This window comes from Paenibacillus sp. LjRoot56 (genome assembly GCF_964253335.1).
Taxonomy (GTDB): domain Bacteria; phylum Bacillota; class Bacilli; order Paenibacillales; family NBRC-103111; genus Paenibacillus_E; species Paenibacillus_E allorhizoplanae.
In genome coordinates this window covers 126,664-147,591 of record NZ_CAXURV020000007.1, presented here as the reverse complement: position 1 = coordinate 147,591, position 20,928 = coordinate 126,664, and the positions used below count along the sequence as shown (strand labels likewise).

Below are 20,928 nucleotides of genomic sequence, written 5' to 3'. Positions count from 1 at the left end.
GATATTAGTATTTTAGGAGTGCGATTAAAATGAAAAACATATTGATAAAAGGAAGTCCGGGAACTGGAAAAACTTTTTTTGCACGGGCGATGGCATTTTATGTGTGCCATGAAAAACTGAAAATAGATGATGTGTTTGATAAGGATGTATATTCGGATTGGGATGAGATTGAAGAATTTATCGATAGTAAATATTGTGAATTTATTCAAGTACATCCTTCAATGGGGTATGAGGATATTGTTTATGGTATAGAAATCAAAGCTAGCGGGAATCTGGATGTTTCATATACTGAAAAACGAATCAAAGAACTATGTGATAAAGCAAATGGCAAATCAGAATTGTATTGTATTATTTTTGATGATATTTGCAGAGCTAATTCTGGCGTATTATTAGGGAATTTATTATATGCGATGGAGTATAGAAATCAACCCTATGAGTTGGTTGATGGTAAAACGCTAACCATTCCAGATAATGTAATATTTATTTTTACTGAGTGCAATCATATGTATGGCAATAATTTGGATTATGCATTACGAAGACGAATGGATTATGTAAAAGAGTTGAATTCTGACAAAAAGATACTTGATGCATATTATGATGACACAGTCAACTTAAATACAAAAGGGAATATTGTAAATGTTTTTGAAAGTGTTAGTAATTATATTGAGAGAAACATAACAAAGGATCCTGGCATCGAGTGGGTAAATTATATGCCTGGACACGGCATGTTTATGGTGGAGCGTTCAGGCACAGACTACTTAATTCTTGATAAGATAAAACTGAAATTAATATATCAATTGTATCCATACATGTCAGATTTGCATTCAAGCGGAATACTTAAAGGTGATTTAGAAGATTTTTTTGAGAAAATAAAAAATTTAATAAATACTGGGGTTGCTAAGTTAAACAATATAGCAGATATCAAAAAAATCTTGGTCAATTCTGGTAATATTGTTATACCATTTTCAATGTTAGATTCGAAAAATTATTATGCATCAACAATTTTACCTAGTAATGAAAATTACTTTAGAGATGTAATGGAATGTATCATTGATGTAATACTTTTAAATGGAATATTTCCTTACGATGTTACATTTTCTTCGTTACTTACTAACACCGATATTGCAAGAGTTGAGAGTAATACGATTCCTACGGAATACGCATCGTTTTTGGTAAAAGAAAATAGAGCAGACAAGTTCTTTTATGAATCCACAAAAAATGGTAGGAGAGTTCCTCATAATCATTATTCATCGGAACCTGCTAGGAAGAGCCGTTGGGCAAATGAAGAGGATACGATTGTATATTCAATTTCTTATAATGATCTTACAAGAGATAATTTGTACCTTCCACTCAATGGATTTAGAAGTCATAATTACTCAATCAACACTGCAAAAATACATCCTATAAGTAATTCAGCAAATATATACCCAGCAGTTTATCGACTAATAGATTCGTATCTAAGATTATACGAGGTAAATATTTCTTTGATTATGGGAGCTGATAAAAGTTATATAGATTTGAGAAATCTGATTTCTCTTGAGCGAAAATATTTACGATTCATACATGTTAAAGTAACAGAATTTAATGGTGATAATGAAAAGTTTAAGTATTTCAGAGAAAAAGTAATAAAGTTTCAAACCCTTTGGAACTCAAACTATAGCGAAATTCATATTGATGAAGTGAAATTTAATGAGTTACTAAATGAAGAAACCGCGTTTAGTGTAGACGCTTATGAAGATATGTATAATTATGTTGCTACTAATAAAAAAACAATAATACTCAAAGGAGTGCTAAAAATGACAGATTTAAAAGAATACCAGAAGATAATGGAAAATATAGGTGTTCGTCAGATGATTTTTCAAGGACCCCCTGGCACATCAAAAACATTTGAGAGCAAGAAATTCGTATTAAAACAATTGAACGCTACTGCACATGCTCTTACTAAAGCATTTATTTCGCAAGAGGATATTTCTGCGGACTTATTGCAATATAAACTAACCGAAGCGGATTATACTAATCCGACAGCATCCAGGAAACTCCAAACAGGAGGTTGGGATTTGGTGCAATTTCATCCATCTTATGGATATGAAGATTTTATCAGAGGCATTGAAGTGAAGGCGGTTGGTGGTGCTCCTTCTTACGAAAGCGTTAATAGAATCCTTGGTAAGATAGCAGAATTTGCGCAGATGGCAGCAAATAGTAGTAGTGGTGCAGCACCTAAGTTCTATTTGATTATTGACGAAATTAACCGTGCAAACTTAGCGACTGTTTTTGGTGAGCTGATTTATGGATTGGAATATAGAAATAGTAGTGTATCAACTCCATATGAAGTTGCGGATAAGGCCAGTGGAACAACGACCAAGGATATTGTGCTAGGCAAGAACTTATTTATTATTGGCACAATGAATACGGCAGACAAATCCATTGACTCAATAGATTATGCCATTAGAAGAAGGTTTATATTTATTGACAGTCCGGCTGATCGTGATGTTGTAATTAAATGTTACCAAAATGCCGCAGGAAAGACTGATGAAGAATCTATTGAACTGCTTTTGTTCGATGCAATACAAGAAGTGTTTGAAGATGAAAGGTTTTTTAATAATGAATATCGAAAAAGTGATGTGAAATTGGGACATACCTACTTTTTACGTGATAGATCCACAGGTTATGAAGAAGTTATTATCGAACATTTCATATTTCAAGTGATTCCGATTTTGAGAGAATATGTGAAGGATGGAATTCTGGATTCGATTGAGGATTTGATTTCCGCTGAATATTCAGTTGCGGATATTAAGGCTGCACCAGATAGAGGAAATCAAATTAAACTTCTCGGAGAAAATATTATGCTATTTGTAAAAGAATTTGGTAATGCAAATAAGGACGGAAATACTATAAACAATGAGTACGTAGGAGGATTTTTAGAGAACCTTCGTAAAGAGTTTAAGTATTAAGAGATGGGGAAAAATAGATGGCAAGAGAAATTATACCTCATAAATTCAATGATTGGTCTCAATTGGACAAAAATGAAGAATTTTTGTTCAATATAAATTTGTTAAAGCCAGATATTAACTTTGGTATACATAAGTATAAAGATAGGCTTTGGACAAGTGGTTTTGTGGGTGTGGGAAGAGTCTACGATCATAATCAGATTCCAATTCAGTCTAACGGTAAAGAACATATTGTGGTTATTTCATCTCAATATGGAATGGATCCATGGAAAATGCTTGAGAAGGTAATGGCTGATGAGGAATACGAAAATTATATAGAGGAACTAGAAAAGGATGGAAAATTCCTGTTTCGAGTTTTTTATGATCAGCCTTTAATACAATTGGCTCAAGATGAAAAAAATGATGGTGACCTCCTATATGCATTAAGTTTTGTTAATTCCTGTTATTTCCTATGTAAAAAGGGATTGAAAAAAACAATGTACCATCAGGAAGAAAACTATAATTCGAAAGTAAGAGGAAAAATTGACGTCAAAAAGAACATCCGTGAAAATACATGTCGTGGACGTAATGATAGATTCTACTGTAAGTACATGGATTTTACAGAAGATAATATCGAAAATAGGATTCTTAAAGTGACTCTCATGAAATGTAAATCAATTGTTGAGAAACGCTTTAAGGAAAATACTGAAATCACAAAAAGAGTTCATTATTGCGTGAATGTTTTTCGCCGTGTTAAATCAGTTACGATTAAAACAAGTGATTTTAATAATGTGTCGGTATCTGGATTATACATGTACTATAAACCTTTATTACAACAAGCTAGAAGTATTTTTAGTCAGAAGTATCATTCATATTCAGTAGATGGCGGAAAGACTATAACTAAGAGTGTATATACAATTCCATATATGATAAACATGGAAACGTTGTTTGAATTCTATGCAAGAACAATGATAAAGAAAAGCCTTGAAAATGATAAATACGAGCTCGATGATTATTCAAAAAAAATATTCTTAGATCGTGGTGCTACTTGTATAGAAGATACAGAAAAAGGTATTCATTTAATGCCATATTGCATACCTGATATTGTAATAAGGGACAAGGGAACTAAAGAAGCTTTGGTTGTTATTGATGCAAAATATAAGTCTCATGACAGAACAGCGCGAACTGATAGTTTACAGTTACTATCGTATGTTTTGTTGACAGGGGTAAATAGATGTGGATTTGTATTTCCAGGAGCAGAAACAAAAATAAAACTAATGAAAACAAGCGGAACGGATTATTTGTCGCTGCAAACTCCGTTTGTTGATGAATTAAAGTATTATGAATTAATATTAGGTAATATACCAAATGAGAAAGTGCTAGAAAAACTCTTTCTTTAATTACATACTTTAGACATTAAGCAACAAGATTATTTTAGGAGTAAAAATCGACATCCGGAACCGATGTCCGATGCTTTAGTACCTATCATATATATAGAACAACTTGATGCGATGGCTACCGATTTATTTTTTTGAAATAATCCTGTGGCTTTGTTACAGCTTGTGCCTGTTGAGCCACAGGAACTTGTAAAAGAGGGGGTTACCATTGAAATGAACAAGATAACTAAGGATTGCTCCATCTATTGTCAGTTATTCTTTCATGATTGCGAATCGGAATTCTATGATAAGGTTACTGATGCTAAAAGTCTTTGAATTTGAAAGACTCTATAACAGTGAAGCGAGCCGTATAAGATGTCAGGCAGTTGGAGGCATTAAGGCTAAAAGCAGAGACGCAACTGACTGGATGGAATGGCAAGTAAATACCTATTCCGATCAAGCTGTAAAGGTATTTTAAATTTCTTTTTTGTTAATAGGTGTTATCCCATTTTAGATCCTATTCCTCTGCAAAATATTTTTTGTCAAGCGTGCAAGAAAGTAAGACACCTTAGGTGGAACTGCATTTCCAATCTGTCTACTAATAGATCTTTTAGCACCATAAAACACAAAATCATCTGGAAAACTCTGAATCCTCGCTGCCTCTCTTGGCGTCAAAGTTCTGTTTTCTATAGGATGAATAAACCTCCCACCCGCTGGTGTATCAAATCTCGTTGTAATAGTAGATGCTTGTTCATCCCAATATAGTCTTCCATAAGCTCCACTATGAACAGATTTTATTTCCTCATCCAAAACTGTAAAATTCTCACCATTGTTTACTCGTTTCATCCTTTCAACAGCAATATCGGAATGTTTTGATTGTGTGTGATTTTCTATTGTTTTCAAATCACAAGCAAGATATTTTTCATACTCAGTTTGAGGCACAGGATTGGTTATCTGTCCATCGCTTGTTACCGCTGGTAAATTACCAATCGCATCAAAAACTGAAACGACATCAAAGAATGATGGTGTTTCTTCCCTCATTTCATCTTTCGTGTCATTCCATAATTTATCAAAATCAACATTTTCTATTGTAGTACCAATAATAATAAGTCTTTCTCTCATCTGAGGAATTCCAAACTCTATGGTTTTTACTACACGATAATATAAGTGATAGGGTTTCCCATCTAGCATATCTGCATTTGAAAAAATATTCTTGATTTCTTCAAATATCTTGCCTCCTTGCATTGTCTGCATACCCTTTACATTTTCCATCACAAAAACCTTTGGTTTTACTTCTTTCACAACATTAAAATAATGCTTGAATAAATTGTTTCTAGGATCATCGATAAAACCCTGTCGTATTCTAGCTCCTGCCATTGAAAAACCTTGACATGGTGGCCCCCCGATAATAACGTCTGCATCTCCCAATTTAAAAACTCCTGAATTATCTATGTTTTTTATATCATCAACAATCACTTCTACTTCTGGATGATTTTTCTTATAGGTATTTGCTGTAGACGGGTCAAACTCTACAGCCTTTTCAATCGTATAGCCTTCTTTTATAAATCCAAGTGATAATCCTCCACATCCGGCGAATAAATCAACTACCTTCATTTGCTTCAGCACCTTTGCTAGTTCTGTATCGATATGCAAAATTCTTAATATATGCACTTTCTTCGGCAGTCAATCCATACAAGTCATTAATGTAATCATCAATTGCATGAATCTCTTTTACACAAGCTCTATGTTTATACTCATACTCTGTCTGCTTTGTACTAACATAAACCTTTGTATCTTCCAATCTCGTCCTCAAAGATCGTGCAAGTCTTGTCGACACTGAATAATCTTTAATCTCAGGAGCCATAAATCCATTCAATTCTTTACTCACATGCCAACAATCTGATGTGCTTATCCAATACCACCAAAATAAAGATGAATTAATAAGACAATAACAATAATCAGCTTCGCCGGATGTTTCAAAACTAAATATCTTGTATTCCGGATCAATAATAGGGTTTCTGAATGCCTTCATCCAAAAAGTTTCTCTTCTGTTAACATAAACGCTTTCTGTTCCAATTCTAGATATCGCATAAACAGACTTCCTATTGTCTGAATTGATTACTTTCTTATAAATATTACAATCATTATTTGTTCCTAATTTAGGAATAAAACCATCTGTAGAATAATTGTTTTTTATAACCTGCGTTTGCCCAAATAATCTATTGCGCTCTTCTTTATACCAATATTGATAATTTCCTGTATAAACGCTCTTGCTCGTTTTTTTACTTTTACCAATCAATATGCACAGTTTTTGATGAACTGAAGTAAATAAGCAATCCGGCCTATCAGCATAACTCAATATGTACTGTTCAGTAGCCACATTAAATAAATCATCTCGTATTTTCTGCATTCTTGGAGTAGCAATATACGATAAAGGAATAATAAAACCCATGCTGCCATTTGACGCCAAATGCATCGCCGCATTTTTCAAAACATTGGCATAAATATTTCCGTATTTAACCTCTGGATTCAATCCACTCTTAGAGTCTTCGACATAAGGCGGATTACCAACTATTATATGGTACTTAACATTAACGTCTGGTTTTTGTGTCACAAAATCATAGGACTTGAACCCTTGATTCATTACTTCAGCTAAACCTTTACATATTTTTATTCCATATCTATTCAAAGCACAAAGAAACAAACGGATCTCTGTGATGATTACTGATTCGATATTTATGTCATTGCCTAGTATTGTCGATACCGTTTTAGTCAAAACACCTTTAGTCACGTTGTTTGAGTGCGCATCTAGTAAATCTAATTTTAACTCTAAAGCTGCAAGTAAATATTCTCCAGCGCCACAGGTTGGGTCAAAAACTGTCTTTTTGGTACAAAAAGATTGATAAGGAATTTCAGTTAATGTCTTATCATGGATATTCTCAGGTTTTAATTTTCCATATGTTGATTTAATACTGTTCGTCAGAATAAATTGTACGACGTCATTCGGCGTATAATAAACACCTTTATTTTTTCTAATTGACTCCTTCTCATTTAGTTTTGAGAGGGTATCTTGAATTGTATCATATGAGCAAGATGTGTAGTTTTCTTGAGTATCAAACAAAAATTCATTCACTCTTGCAATCTTTTTTAGTTCTTCACAAATTTCTATCAATTCTTCTTGCTCATATGTAGCTTGCAAATAAGAATATGTAAGATTCAATGCATCATTAATTACCATGCTATGCCGCCTTTTTATCTTAAATTATGCATTTTCATATAGTACTCTTTCCACTTTTAACCCACGAGTCTAATTCGCCTCGCTTGAATTTCCATAATTTTCCTATTTTATGTGCTGGGATTTCAGTCTTATTAATCCAGGTTCGAACTGTTTCCTTTTTCACACCAAGATAATTCGCGGCTTCTTCTAGCCCTATCCAATTATCAATAATATTTTCGTTCATGTTTCACCTCTGACACAAATTTGCAAACTTCGACACAATAAAGTATAGCAAATCATAGTCTGGCTTTCAATGTGTTTCCCTCTGTTTGGTGATATTTAATCGGTTTTTCATTCATTGGTTTATATTATACATTTTGGGTCTCCCGAAAATTGTACGCATTAATGACCCTTTCTCATGAGAATCAGTTACTTAACCTTTATAATTCCGTTAGTGAAGGGGCATTCATTGTAGGTGTTTCTGATAATTTTAGCAACAATCCTTTCGCCACAACCTACCTTTTATCTATTCTATCAATACAACCCTATTCGCATTCCAACGGTGAATTTGTTTCCAACTACTAGAACTCATCCCATTAAAACTATGCTACAAGCTGGTACCCTTAGAGTACATACCCCCCAGTAGTTTTCTTACCTAAGAACTCAAAGCTAATTCTCTCACATCTGCTAATTAGCAATGAGTGTTTTTATTATGTATTAGTCCTAATTGTTCGTGTCTGTTAACGTATCTTTGTTTTACAGAAACGGTAATGTCACTTGAGAATACAATGTGAAATCGTGCTTGAAGGATGCATTCACTCCCCACCGGAGCCGAAAAATAGATCTATTGCTAGTGGTTTTGCTTAAATCACTCTTGTACGATGATGTCTTGTTGTTATATTCATAACTAGATTTCTACTCACGGATAAAATGCTCATGGATACTATCTTACTAGTCTCCGGAAAATACCGGATTTTTTTAATATCGTTGCACCTTCAAAAATAAGAACGCTTGTTCTTTTTTATTATAACAAAATAATAATAACATTAGAATAATTTGTTTATTTGTTATTGAATTATTTAGTTAACTAAATTTGAAGCAGTTATTTGGTGACGTAAGTAACCGTATAAACATTGAAGAAAATTATTGAACCAGAATTAGATATCGCTTAGACATATTCATCCCAAGTTAATATTTAACTCAGTGCTTATACAAGGATAGAGGAAAGAGTAAAACAGAGAAATGGGATTGATGACTAATAATGGGGGGATAGGTGTGATCAGTATTGTAGATTCAGATTTGATTTTGATATTGGTGCATTGAGTAAAAGGCCTCAGCCGGAGATTGCTTTAGAGCAACATAGAGTATGTAGCCTTGTACCAGTCGTGTTCCACACTCTGCCATAACAGCAATTTCCCCAAGTCGAGGTACTTCTGATGAGCTTTACGTTGTATTTAATGTGGATAAGTGGCTCCATAGAGAGAAGAGATATCTATTATTCTCTCGGGGCATGGGAGTTATCGAAATCTTTATACGACGGACTACATGCTTAACAGGGCTAAGGTGGTTTCTGAGCTTCGGTTAGAAACGGAAGAGGAACTTCGAGATTAGCGAGAGAAACGGCGTGTGGGTAAGGTTCGCGTGACGGGATCGGGATTATGTGGATTTGGTGATTTCGGAAAGTAAGAAAGTAAGAAAGTAAGAAAGCGTCAAAAAGGTGGTGCAAAGAAGCCTCGCATGCCATTTATGAATGGGAATACGATTTAAAGAAGTAAAAGATACTTATTATCATAGGGATTTTCATTAGCCAACAACAGAATAAAGCAGTAAAGTAAGAAATAGAACTTTTGTCAAACTCTGTATATTCATTATCGGGTATTTAGTACTATAATAGTGCTAGTAGGTATTACGTACTAGGAGAGACAGAATATGGCTTACATGGTGCCAGAGACGATCCCAAGAAGTTCAACTGCGGGAGAACGTATCTTATTCGAGAGTTTAAGAGATCATTTGCCGAGTGACTATATTGTTTATTATGAACCTGAGATTAGGGGAAGAAGACCCGATTTTGTAATCATAGGTCCTGATCTGGGCCTTGTCATCCTTGAGGTTAAGGATTATACCAAAGGTACATTGTACCAAATTAACCATGATGAGTGGACTCTGCGGAACACTTCAGGTGAGTTGGTAACAACTAAAAGCCCACTCAAACAAGCTAGAGATAATGCACGCTTAATCACTGATCATCTGAAAAAAGATAAGAATCTCGTACAAGATTCGAGTTCTTATTTAAAATTCCCTTATGGTTTTGGTACAGTCTTTACTCGACTGAAGCAAGAGGATTTTATTAAACATAATCTATACCAAGTTATTGAGCCTCAATATGTCCTGTGCAAGGATGAAATCGATCCTGACGAGGATGGTTTTTCTCAGGAAATTTTAATGGAAAAAATCCATGGTATGTTCACGGTTTGGAGCCGGAAGAAGAATATTTTAACAAGTGAAGATATACAAGCCATTCGCTTCCACCTGTTTCCTGAAGTACGGATCAGTGCTGACTTTAAGCCTCCTATTAAACATCAGGATCAGCTGTTTCTCTCCCTACATAACATCAAAACGATGGATCTTCATCAAGAGAATATGGCGAAGCAAATCGGAGATAAACATCGGCTTATACGAGGGGTTGCCGGAAGCGGCAAGACGCTTGTTCTTGCCAGTCGAGCTAAGATGTTAGCTAATGCTCATCCAGATTGGAAGATTCTTGTGCTATGTTACGGAATTCCGTTATCTCGAAGCTTGAAACAAATGATCCAGCGAAGGATGGATGAGCCTGAAGATTTGTTTGATCTTATCAACCTAGGATCGTCGGATAGTCAAAGAGAATCAAAAGTAGAGGTATATAACTTTCATGAGTGGCTGAGAAACAGTTTACATATGAAAGATAGTGAAATACCGACACTACTAGATAAAGCGAAGAATAATGAAGCAATCCTCCCAATATACGATGCAATAATGATTGATGAAGGCCAGGATTTTGAGCCTGATTGGTTGAAACTGTTAAGCTGTTGTTTAAACCCTGATACGCAATCGTTGCTGTTGGTTGAAGATCGTGCGCAATCCATATTTAGAAAAAAGACAAATTTGGCTCAAGATATTGGTCTTGATTTTCGGGGGCGCTCTAAAATTCTTGCCATTAATTATCGGAACACCGCGCAAATTGTTCAGTTTGCTTGGGAGTTTTATCAAGAACATTCTCTTTTAAAGAATAAAATTCAAGTAGGTTCCGTAGAAGGTGTAGAGATCATCCCTCCGCAATCAACGAAGAGAAAAGGGCCGGAGCCTATGATTAAAGGTTTTCGCAATATTCAGGAGGAAATGAATTTTGTATCCAAGTCCATTACATTTCTACACCAACAGAAAAATATACCTATTCAGGATATAGCCATTTTATATCGGGTTAAAAACAGTCATCATACCTCATACATTGATGAAATAAAAGACAGTTTGGAACAGCATGAATTGCCTTATACATGGATCACAGAAAATACGGAGTCCAAACGAAATTTTGTGCGAGACGAAAATAAGATTAAGATATCTACCATCGACAGTGCAAAAGGTCTTGATTTCCAAGCGGTGTTTATTATAAACATTGAGAACATGCCTTTTCCACTTGAAGAAGTTGAAGAGAGAGAGGTCTCTCTTTTCTATATCGGCATGACTCGGGCATTGGAATGGTTGTTCCTTACTTATAGTGGGGAATCAAAATTCACCAAATACTTAGACGAAGTTATTCAGAAGAGAAACCCCCAGCAGTCGTCATCCCATAAACAATCTGTTTAAGACTTTTATCGCGAATCAGCTTCCCGGACTCCATAAGTAATTTCATATTGTTTTGTTTAGCAGTGTCAGACGCTCTAGGATTGCTCCTGAGCGTCTTTTAATTGGGATTATAGTTAAGTCTGTCATCTAACAGGAATAGATACCACAATAAAAATATCATGGTATAATTTTACTATAAAGTTAGGAGATAACCTTCTAATCAAACTTAAATCATAATGCTAGGAGATAGGTTATGTCATTATTAAATAAGCTATTTGGTCAAAAACGTACAATTCAAAGTCCAACATTCGTAAAAGATTTCACAAAAGAGAATCATCAACTAATAGCTTTGAACGAACTTTTTAATAAGGTTGTCGAAGGCGAAGAAAAGGACAATATTGATAAGGATATAAAGCTCCTTAAATACGGAATAGATGGTGAGAATAATGTCTATTTTGAATTGAAAAATTCATTCTTACCTGTACTTTGCCTTCATGATGTTAGGTTAGAATATGAAGACTACGTTGCTCAAATTGATTTTGTCGTGATTTCAAACAAATTTACATGCATCCTAGAGACCAAGAAGTTAAGTGGTAACATATCGATTGACTCGGACGGTAACTTCGTAAGAACCTTGAAGAACAAATTTGGAAAGGATTACAAAGAGGGAATCTACAGTCCAATTACTCAAAATAAGAGACATGTTGATATACTTAAACACGTGCTTTCAAAAGAGCTGAAAATCAACAATATGCCTATCTTGTCACTTGTGGTTATGGCCAATCCAAAAACGATCATTAAGAAGTATAAATGTCCTGCGGAGATCGAAAAGACGCTAATTAAGTATGACCAAATTAAGGTGACATTAGAGAAGTACCAAAATGATAAGGCGAATCAATATGATCTGGCAGAGAAAGATATGTATGATATTGCTAGCTTGCTAATCAAGCTCAATACTCCAATAGACATGGATTTCGAAGCAAAATATCAACTCTCAAATGATAAAGAACAAAGGAAAAACGAAGAAACGCTTCGTGAAGAATTGACGGCATACAGGCTGCAAACATCAAGAGCGGAGCAAAGCAAGGCGTATTATATTTTTAATAACGCCGAGATGGATGATATGATTGCGAAATATCCAAGAACTGAAAATGAATTGTTGGAGGTAAAGGGTTTTGGGAAGGTAAAGGTTGAGAAGTATGGTAGTGCAATTTTGAACATTTTCAATGGGTAAAAACTTTTAGTTTGATTCTAAATGCTGGATTAGATACTTTCTAACTGTGATAAAATGGTAATGAAAATAGGGAAGGGAGGGGCAAAATGAGCTTTGATAAAATAGATCTTTTAAAAAATGAATTAGATAAATTACGCCCTTTACCAGCGGCTGCTGTAAGAAATTTGGAGCAAGTTTATCGGGTAGAATGGACGTACAACTCTAATGCGATTGAAGGTAACACATTAACACTTTTAGAAACTAAATTGGTTTTAGAAGAAGGTTTAACAATTGGTGGTAAAAAGCTGCGTGAGCATTTTGAAGTTGTTAACCATTCAGAAGCGATTTATTACGTGCAAGATGTAGTAAATAGAAACATGGAATTGACTGAGTATGTCATAAAATCAATTCATCATCTAGTACTTAAAAACATTGACGATGAGAATGCAGGGCGATATCGGATGATCAACGTTTTGATATCAGGCTCTGGGCATACCCCTCCAAACTTCTCAGTGCTCTCCGAAAAAATGGAACAGTTGATACAATGGTATAATGAACACAAAGATAAATTGCACCCAGTTGAGCTAGCCGCGGAATTTCATTTCCGTTTTGTTTACATACATCCTTTTTCTGATGGTAATGGGCGTACTGCACGGCTATTAATGAATTTAATCTTAATGCAATTTGGATTTCCACCGGCTATTGTAAAAGCAGCAAACGATGCTCGTTTGAAATATTATGAGACCTTGGAATTGGCTAGTATGAGAAATGAATTAAAACCATTTGTTCAATTAATTTCCGAATGTGTTGAGGATAGTTTGCAAAAGTACATAGGTTCTGTAATGTGATTTTAGTCATTAAACCTAAATAAACAAGATTAACAACCAAAGCAGAAATGATGCAAAGTTCAAAGAACACCTGATACCCATATCAGGTGCTCTTTGCTTTTTATCCAGGCATTCTCATTAAGCATCAATAATATTAACTACTCATTCCCCATACTCCCCTAATATCCGCCAAATTCCCTCTTACATTTCCCCTAAACTTTCCCATTTACACAAAATTATCCCCTTTTAACAATCCTCTCACAATCTTTTAACTCTTTGATAACAAAGTTCCAACAACGAACACAATCATGTTCAAATGCTCATAATGTTTAACACTTTGAAAACAGACATTTGCACTTTCCTGTCGTACCATGGCAATAGACAGATGAACTCAGCAAATAATCGAAGGTGAATAGGATGCGAAAGTGGCTCAAATTGTTGGTGAGATTAGGACTTGTCCTTGTGATTGTAGCCGGTGCGCTTTATTATTGGCTGCGTCCGCTTTTGGTCAGAATCGAAAGCACGACGCTGGCTAGCGGCATACATGTGAAGTTTAAGACCGTAGGAACGAATGTAGAAGAATACACGAATGAAGCCTGGCAGCCCTATTTTGCTAAGGGAATTAATATGGGGGCGACGATCCCAGGACATTTTCCTGGGGAGCTGGTCATTTCGGAGGACGAATATGAGAGATGGTTTGGCATGATTCAGGACATGGGGGCGAATGTGATTCGGGTGTATACGATTATGATGCCCGAGTTTTACGAGGCGCTATCCAAATACAATATGAAACATCAGAAAAATCCGCTTTTCTTTCTTCAGGGCGTATGGAGCCCAGAGGAACAGCTGATTGAAGGGCAGGATGCCTTCGATCCCAAGATCAAGATGAAGTTTGAACAAGAGATTAAAGATGCGGTTGCGGCGGTCTATGGAAAGACGACACTCACGCCCGAGCCGCATTCGGGAAAAGCCGGAGGTGCTTATACCTATAATGCAGGTCCTTATCTCATGGGCTGGATTATCGGGACGGAATGGGATCCGAAGATGGTGAAGGGGACCAATGATTTGCATGCGGACACCCCAGACTATGCGGGGAAATATTTCCGGAATAAACCGGGGGCGAACGCTTTTGAAAAGTGGTTGGCCTTAATGGTCGACACAGCGGCGCAAACGGAAATTCAGTATGGCTGGCAGCATCCGATGGCTTTCGCCAATTGGGTGACGACGGATCCGCTAACGCATCCGGGCGAGCCGCTCATCGAAGAGGATCTGGTTAGCGTAGATCCAACGCATATTGAGGCAGTGAATTGGGAAGCGGGCTATTTTGCCTCGTATCATGTGTACCCGTATTATCCGGATTTCTTTGCCTTTGATAAGTCGTTTCAGGAAAAGACCAATAGCAAAGGGGAAGTCGATAGTTACTACACCTACCTGAGTAAATTAAAAGAAGCGCATCCTAATCTGCCGGTCATGGTGACGGAGTATGGCGTGCCGGCTTCCTTGGGCGTAGCCCACTTGGGTACGTTAGGCCGCAATCAAGGTGGTCATAGCGAGAAGCAGCAGGGCGATATTGATGCGGAATTACTGGGGCAGATTCACGAGTCTGGCTATGCAGGGGCGATTTTGTTCACGTGGCAGGACGAATGGTTTAAGAAAACTTGGAATACGCAACGCTACGATGAAGCGGATCGCCGTGCGTATTGGTATAACACGCTGACGAATGAGTCTTTCTTCGGGGTGCTCGGGATGTTCCCAGGCAAAGACGAAGCGATTCATATCGATGGGGATGCCTCGGATTGGAACAAGCTAAAGGATAAGACGAAGCTCGATGTGCCCACTCCTGGCTTTGAGGAGATTTGGGCCACGCATGACGAAGGCTACCTGTACTTACAGGCCAAGCTATCTGAGCCATTCGACCCGTCCAAGGAAAGCATCTATTTCGGGGCGGATACGCTGCCCGGTGGCAATCGCCATGGACCAGAGCTTCACGGCATGACACTTGATGAAGGATTGGAAACATTAATCGAGCTGTCGGATGACAAGAAAAGCCGCATGACGATCGCTTCCAATTACGATATCCACGCTAGATTGTATGAGCGTTCCGGGCTGCCGGACATCGATCCGAAGGAAAAGCAGGATGACTCGGGGATTTTCAAGCCTTGGAAGCTGGCGGTCAATTATCTGCTGGAACATCCCGACTCCCGGGTGGATCACCCCTTCGGGGATGTAGAGGTTGGGCTTTTAGAGAGAGGCTACAGTGATCCGTCGCGTGCCGAATACAATTCGAAGGCGATGTGGCAAGTGCAAGGGCAGGTGCTCGAAATGCGTATACCGTGGATGCTGCTGGGATTCAACGATCCAAGCTCTCTGAGCGTTATCAACTACAAACAGCCGAGTAACAATAAATTTGAAATGACGCACGTGAAAGGTGTTCGCTTTGTTCCATGGATTGTGAAGAATGATGGGGTCGTTGGTCGGGATAATTCGGCTGCGGCGCAACCTGTTCCGGTGTCCACGATGCCGCTATACACATGGCAGGGCTGGGAAGATAAGGTGAATTACGTGGAACGACCGAAACAAAGTTACTACATCTTGAAAGAGGCGTTGCATAAGATCAACGGACCCGTTACCAGTACCGTTCCATCGAGCAGTTAAAGAAGAGGAGAGTGCAGGTGTGTACACCAATCTTAATGCAGCCATACAAGCGTTATATATTATTTTGGCTTTTAATCTAGTTTGTGTAGTCATCATTTATGCCATCAAGTTGCGAAGTATAAGAAGGAGAAAGCTGAACGACCGCTTCCAAACGAAGTTTAAGGATTACCTAACTTATGTGCAAGCGAATCTGGATGGGGTAGAGCCGTTAAGAGTCCCTCCCTGGACGATGAATCCGGTGGAAAGGGAGGCAATGCAAGAGAAGCTGAATGATATGATGGAAATCTTCTCAGGCGAACAGCGTCACAAGCTGGCTCAGCTTTGCGTAGATATGGGGCTCGTGCAGCACCATATGGAACGCTTTAACAGCCGAACATATCGGGTGAAGCTGGATGCCGCGTATCATTTGGGATGCATGCGGGTGAAGGAGGCGGTACCGGCTTTACTGGATATGTTAAAGGAGCATCCTCTGGATTCGTCGCTGTTTGTGGTAGCCCGAGCTGTCGCCAAGTGTGCCCGCAGCCAGCAGGAGCTCGGAGCCATGGTTCAGACGCTGCTTCAGCACAACAAGAAATGCTACGAACTGATTGTGGATATGATCGCCGATTCGGACGTGGATGCCGGTTCCTTGTACACGGGCTATGTAAGTCGTCAGGATCCAGCTTACGTTCGAATTGGACTGATTGGACTCAATGTCTATACCGATCCGGCAGCAGCTTCTGCGGTTTATCGTCTTATGGATTCCAAGCACGAAGACATTCAAATCAAAGCGGTGGAGTTGTACCTGAAAAGCTCCCGTTTGCTGCCTAAAAACGTTGTTAGCAAGCTGCTGAGTCATCCCAATCTGGGCATTCGTCGATTGACGATAGAGGCTTTGGCCAACATCAAGAATACGGCTTACGTCGAGCTGATGAAATCCAGTCTGAGCGATGCCGATCAGCGAATCGTGTACTCGTCGGCCAAAGGGTTGCTCCATTTGGGAGAAGCAGGTATGGTGGCGCTTTGTGAAAGTGCAGCAGCGGTTCAAGGAATGGAACGCGGGCAGTTCATGCAGCAGCTAATTGATGATGAGCTCAAGCATCTGTCGATGCAGCTGCATAATTGGGATAAGCTCATGCAATATAACACACTGATGTACACCTATGACAAAGTATTTCACAGGTCTAAACGTATCTATCGTGTCGTATAGGAGGGTAGTGTAAACATGTGGGTTTTCGGATATCAAGTGGTGTTAGATTCATTTCTGAGCGGACTAAGGGAGTTTTTGCTCTATTACAGTTATGTCGCGCTCTTTTACGTTGTTCTCGTCACGCTGCTCTATTATTTCATCTTCGGATTTTCGATTCGGCATATTTTCTCCATCAAGCGGGGAATCCAGTACAATCGGATCAATAAGCTATCCAGTTCCAGTCAGCTCCCGCCGGTTTCCCTGTTGGTGCCGGCCTATAACGAGGAGTTAACCATTATTGAGAACGTAAGGTCACTGCTGGCGCTCAATTATGCGGAATATGAGGTGATCGTCGTCAACGACGGCTCACAGGATGGGACCTTGAAGTGCATGATTGAAGAATTCAAGCTAGAGCTCCTTCATCCGGTACTGTCCAGCTCCATTAAGACCGGAAAAATCAGAGGGGTGTACCATAATTCCGAGTATCCCAATCTATATTTGGTAGATAAAGTGAATGGTGGGAAGGCAGATTCGTTAAACGCAGGTATTAACCTTTCCCATTATGCGTTGATCTCAACAATTGATGCGGATTCTTTGCTTGAAAAGGATGCCTTAACGCGGATTGCCCGGGTCTACATGGAGAACCCCGAGGAGACGGTCGCCGTTGGGGGCAATGTTCGAATCGTGAACAGCTGCACGGTGGAAGACGGCATTGTGAAAGATGTTCAATTTCCTCGTAAGCTGCTGCCGGCACTGCAACACGTCGAATATACGAAAGCTTTCCTCGGCGGCAGGATCGGCTGGAGCGCGGTCAATGGTCTCATTATTATCTCGGGTGCCTTTGGTGTGTTTCAAAAGGAAAAGATCATCGCCGTCGGCGGTTACCGTGGAGGCTACCCCGGTGAGGATATGAACATTGTCATTAAGCTTCACCGTTACTGCTTGGACAATAAAATTCCTTACCGGGTAGCGTTTTGCCCAGATGCTGTTTGCTGGACACAAGCCCCTGATTCGTACCGGATTTTGAGCAGCCAGCGCAAGCGCTGGGGGCGGGGAAATCTGAAAAATATGATTGAAGAAGGCACTCACATGGTGCTGCGCCCAAAATACAAAATATTCGGGCTGCTGACACTTCCCTATAACATTGTGTTTGAAACACTGAATCCGTATTTCCGCCTCAGCGGCCTATTGGCTATATTGGGCTACTGGATGCTGAATATGACGGACTGGTACACCGTTGTTATCTTTTCGTTAGTCAATTTATTCTCCTGTTTTGCCTTAAGCCTGGGGGCCTTGTTTATTGAAGAAACAGCCTTCAGCCGATATCCCAAGCTGCGTGACCTGAACAAAATGATCTTGTATTCACTCTTAATGTTTGCGGGTTATCGTCAAATTGGTGTTTGGTGGAGATTAAGCGGACATGTCCAATTCCTGCGAAATAACAACTCGTGGGGAACGATGGTCCGTACTAATTTTAATAAATAGATAAGAGGAGTGGAGAAGATGGCGGTACTAGTTCATGATCCGATTCAAGAAGCCATGTTGCAATTAGCAGAAAAGGTTCAGGTTTCCTATGAAAAGGGTGCTCCATGCGGGATGATCCTTGCACCATGCGCAGCGGTGGGCCAGAAGGTACTGGAACAAATGGAGTCCTATGTGAGCGGCTTTGAGCCAGAGGCATCTCTTCATTGTTTCTACATGGATCCAAGCGGCCTTCTCGGAATCGTTTTGTCGGGGCAAAAACTTATGAATACCCACTATGCATCGCTCGTGCTCAAAGAGTTCCTAGACCAGCAAGATTTGCTCGAAGGTCAGACGGTCGTCGCCAGTTTCCCAGAGAGTGGGGAGCTGACGGAACAAGCGATGTCACAGATGCTCCAGACGACGCTGCTAGGGAAAGGGGAGAGCAAAGATATTCACCTGTTCATGAATCATGGGGTTCAGCAGGGAATTACATCGATTCTCATCGCCGATCCGGACGAGGTGAGCAGAGAATTCGTCAAGCTGCGTCTTGAGATTAACGGTTACAAGGTAGAAGAGGCCAAGGACGGCAGTGAAGCGCTCGAGAAATTCGAGAAAACAATGCCGAACTTGGTGATCACGGAGCTGAACCTGCCGATTCTTGATGGATACCAGTTGATCGACAAAATCAAGAGGGATTATGACGGCGAAGGACAAGTCATCGTTCTTACGGATAAGCAGCTGCCGAAAAGTATGGACCGTGCCTTTGAATTAGGCGCATCCGATTATGTGACGAAGCCCTTCTCCATTTCGGAGCTGGAGTGGAGAATCAAAAAACTAAGTTCCCGTCTGAGCTAATAAAACGAGAAAACTTGAGAGGGTGGAATCATAATGAACGCATATAACCAATTAAAATATAAATTCCAGACAAAAACGGCTGAAATCGGGGTCATCGGTCTCGGCTATGTAGGGCTGCCTTTATGCATGGAGATGGCGAAGGGCGGGTTTACCGTATACGGCATCGATCTCGATTTCCGGAAGGTAGAGTCACTTCAAAGCGGCCAATCGTATATTCAAGACGTTCCGAATGAAGAAGTGGCGAAAGCGATCGAGTCCGGCCGGTTTATTCCGACTGACGACTACCATACGGTTCAAAGGCTGGATGCGATCTCCATCTGCGTACCGACGCCGCTCAGTGAAAACCAGGATCCGGATACCTCTTATATTCAGAGTGTCGTCCGGGAAATCAAGAAAAATCTCAAGCGCGGAGCTTTGATCATCCTGGAGAGCACCACTTATCCGGGAACGACGGAGGAGCTCATCCAGTTCGAGCTGGAAGCGCAAGGACTCAAGGTGGGCAAGGATTTCTTCCTCTGCTTCTCGCCGGAGCGGGTTGATCCGGGTAATCCTAAGTTCAACACTTTCAATACGCCGAAGGTTATCGGCGGTACGACGGAAGCGTGCATCGACCTCGGTGTAACCTTGTACAGCCATGTCGTGAAGGACGTTGTACCTGTCTCCTCGCCGAAAGTAGCGGAGATGTCCAAGCTGCTGGAAAATACGTTTCGCAGTATTAACATTGCGTTCATTAATGAAATGGCCATGATGTGCGACAAAATGGATATTGACGTCTGGGAGGTCATTAAGGCTGCGTCGACGAAGCCGTTTGGCTTTATGCCGTTCCATCCGGGGCCTGGCATCGGCGGTCACTGCATCCCGCTGGATCCGATGTATTTATCGTGGAAAGCCAAGGAATTCCGCTTTTACAGCAAGTTCATCGAACTCGCACAATCTATTAATGATAATATGCCGGAGTATGTCCGATATAAAGCTTCGCAGATTCTCAATATGTATGCGAAATCCATCCGCAATTCGAAGATTCTTATTCTAGGTATGGCGTATAAGCCGGATGTGGATGATCTCCGTGAATCGCCAGGGCTGGAGTTGTACGAGCTTCTTCGTGAGAGCGGAGCTAAAGTGGACTATTACGATCCACATGCTGTCTCCTTCCTCGATAAAGATGGTGAGACGGTACATTCTGTGAAGTACGATCTGTCCGCTTTTGCCGAATATGACGGCATGGTGCTCATCACGAATCACCGCTGTTTCAATAACCGTGAACTTGCGGAGCTTGGCGTGCCGATCATCGATACGCGCAATGCTTTTGTCGATATTCAAGGGGACAATATTTATCGATTAGGTACGGGTATTCGCAAGCGAGAAGTGAAGATTGCCGTAGGCGTTTAAACTCAGCATAGAAGAGAG

13 protein-coding genes are annotated in these 20,928 nt (G+C 39.6%); 10 read left to right on the top strand and 3 right to left on the bottom strand.

Features of this window, described 5'->3' with window-relative positions; all coding sequences use genetic code 11:
• Window positions 1-29 precede the first annotated feature (29 nt).
• On the top strand, window positions 30-2,951 hold the full coding sequence (locus ACSQ8O_RS35235; protein ID WP_436245518.1) for an AAA family ATPase: 2,922 nt from the start codon (window positions 30-32) through the stop codon (window positions 2,949-2,951).
• Window positions 2,952-2,968: 17 nt separating this feature from the next.
• On the top strand, window positions 2,969-4,327 hold the full coding sequence (locus ACSQ8O_RS35230) for a 5-methylcytosine restriction system specificity protein McrC (RefSeq protein WP_436245517.1): 1,359 nt from the start codon (window positions 2,969-2,971) through the stop codon (window positions 4,325-4,327).
• 486 nt (window positions 4,328-4,813) lie between these two features.
• On the opposite strand, the gene ACSQ8O_RS35225 is transcribed toward ACSQ8O_RS35230, so the two are convergent.
• From ACSQ8O_RS35225 to ACSQ8O_RS35215, 3 genes are read right to left on the bottom strand one after another with little or no spacing between them, the layout of a single operon-like run.
• Window positions 4,814-5,917 carry a DNA cytosine methyltransferase gene (locus tag ACSQ8O_RS35225; protein ID WP_436245516.1) on the bottom strand — a complete coding sequence of 368 codons (1,104 nt, stop codon included), beginning with the start codon at window positions 5,915-5,917 and terminating at the stop codon, window positions 4,814-4,816.
• Complete coding sequence (locus tag ACSQ8O_RS35220; protein ID WP_436245515.1) at window positions 5,904-7,541, bottom strand: Eco57I restriction-modification methylase domain-containing protein; 1,638 nt, start codon at window positions 7,539-7,541, stop codon at window positions 5,904-5,906. The genes ACSQ8O_RS35225 and ACSQ8O_RS35220 overlap by 14 nt, the downstream gene beginning before the upstream one ends.
• 34 nt (window positions 7,542-7,575) lie before the next feature.
• A complete protein-coding gene (locus ACSQ8O_RS35215) occupies window positions 7,576-7,764 on the bottom strand; it encodes a helix-turn-helix domain-containing protein (protein WP_436245514.1) in 189 nt (62 codons plus the stop codon).
• Between the two features lie 1,685 nt (window positions 7,765-9,449).
• Between ACSQ8O_RS35215 and ACSQ8O_RS35210 the strand changes: the two genes are divergently transcribed.
• The 8 genes from ACSQ8O_RS35210 to ACSQ8O_RS35175 all read left to right on the top strand — a co-directional run bounded on the left by ACSQ8O_RS35210 (window position 9,450) and on the right by ACSQ8O_RS35175 (window position 20,910).
• On the top strand, window positions 9,450-11,360 hold the full coding sequence (locus tag ACSQ8O_RS35210; RefSeq protein WP_436245513.1) for a 3'-5' exonuclease: 1,911 nt from the start codon (window positions 9,450-9,452) through the stop codon (window positions 11,358-11,360).
• Between the two features lie 232 nt (window positions 11,361-11,592).
• The gene (locus tag ACSQ8O_RS35205; protein ID WP_436245512.1) at window positions 11,593-12,573 is read left to right on the top strand and encodes an NERD domain-containing protein; all 981 of its coding nucleotides are present in this window, start codon (window positions 11,593-11,595) and stop codon (window positions 12,571-12,573) included.
• Window positions 12,574-12,659: 86 nt separating this feature from the next.
• Entirely contained in the window at window positions 12,660-13,400 is a 741-nt protein-coding gene (locus tag ACSQ8O_RS35200; RefSeq protein WP_436245511.1) for a Fic family protein, read from the top strand.
• 396 nt (window positions 13,401-13,796) lie between these two features.
• Window positions 13,797-16,034 carry a hypothetical protein gene (locus ACSQ8O_RS35195; protein ID WP_436245510.1) on the top strand — a complete coding sequence of 746 codons (2,238 nt, stop codon included), beginning with the start codon at window positions 13,797-13,799 and terminating at the stop codon, window positions 16,032-16,034.
• Between the two features lie 19 nt (window positions 16,035-16,053).
• Window positions 16,054-17,223: a HEAT repeat domain-containing protein gene (locus ACSQ8O_RS35190; RefSeq protein WP_436245509.1), complete on the top strand. Its 1,170-nt coding sequence runs from the start codon at window positions 16,054-16,056 to the stop codon at window positions 17,221-17,223.
• Window positions 17,224-17,238: 15 nt separating this feature from the next.
• Window positions 17,239-18,687, top strand: a complete 1,449-nt coding sequence (locus tag ACSQ8O_RS35185; protein ID WP_436245508.1) for a glycosyltransferase family 2 protein — start codon at window positions 17,239-17,241, stop codon at window positions 18,685-18,687.
• A gap of 18 nt (window positions 18,688-18,705) precedes the next feature.
• A complete protein-coding gene (locus tag ACSQ8O_RS35180) occupies window positions 18,706-19,521 on the top strand; it encodes a response regulator (RefSeq protein WP_436245507.1) in 816 nt (271 codons plus the stop codon).
• 33 nt (window positions 19,522-19,554) lie between these two features.
• The gene (locus ACSQ8O_RS35175) at window positions 19,555-20,910 is read left to right on the top strand and encodes a nucleotide sugar dehydrogenase (protein ID WP_436245506.1); all 1,356 of its coding nucleotides are present in this window, start codon (window positions 19,555-19,557) and stop codon (window positions 20,908-20,910) included.
• Window positions 20,911-20,928 lie beyond the last annotated feature (18 nt).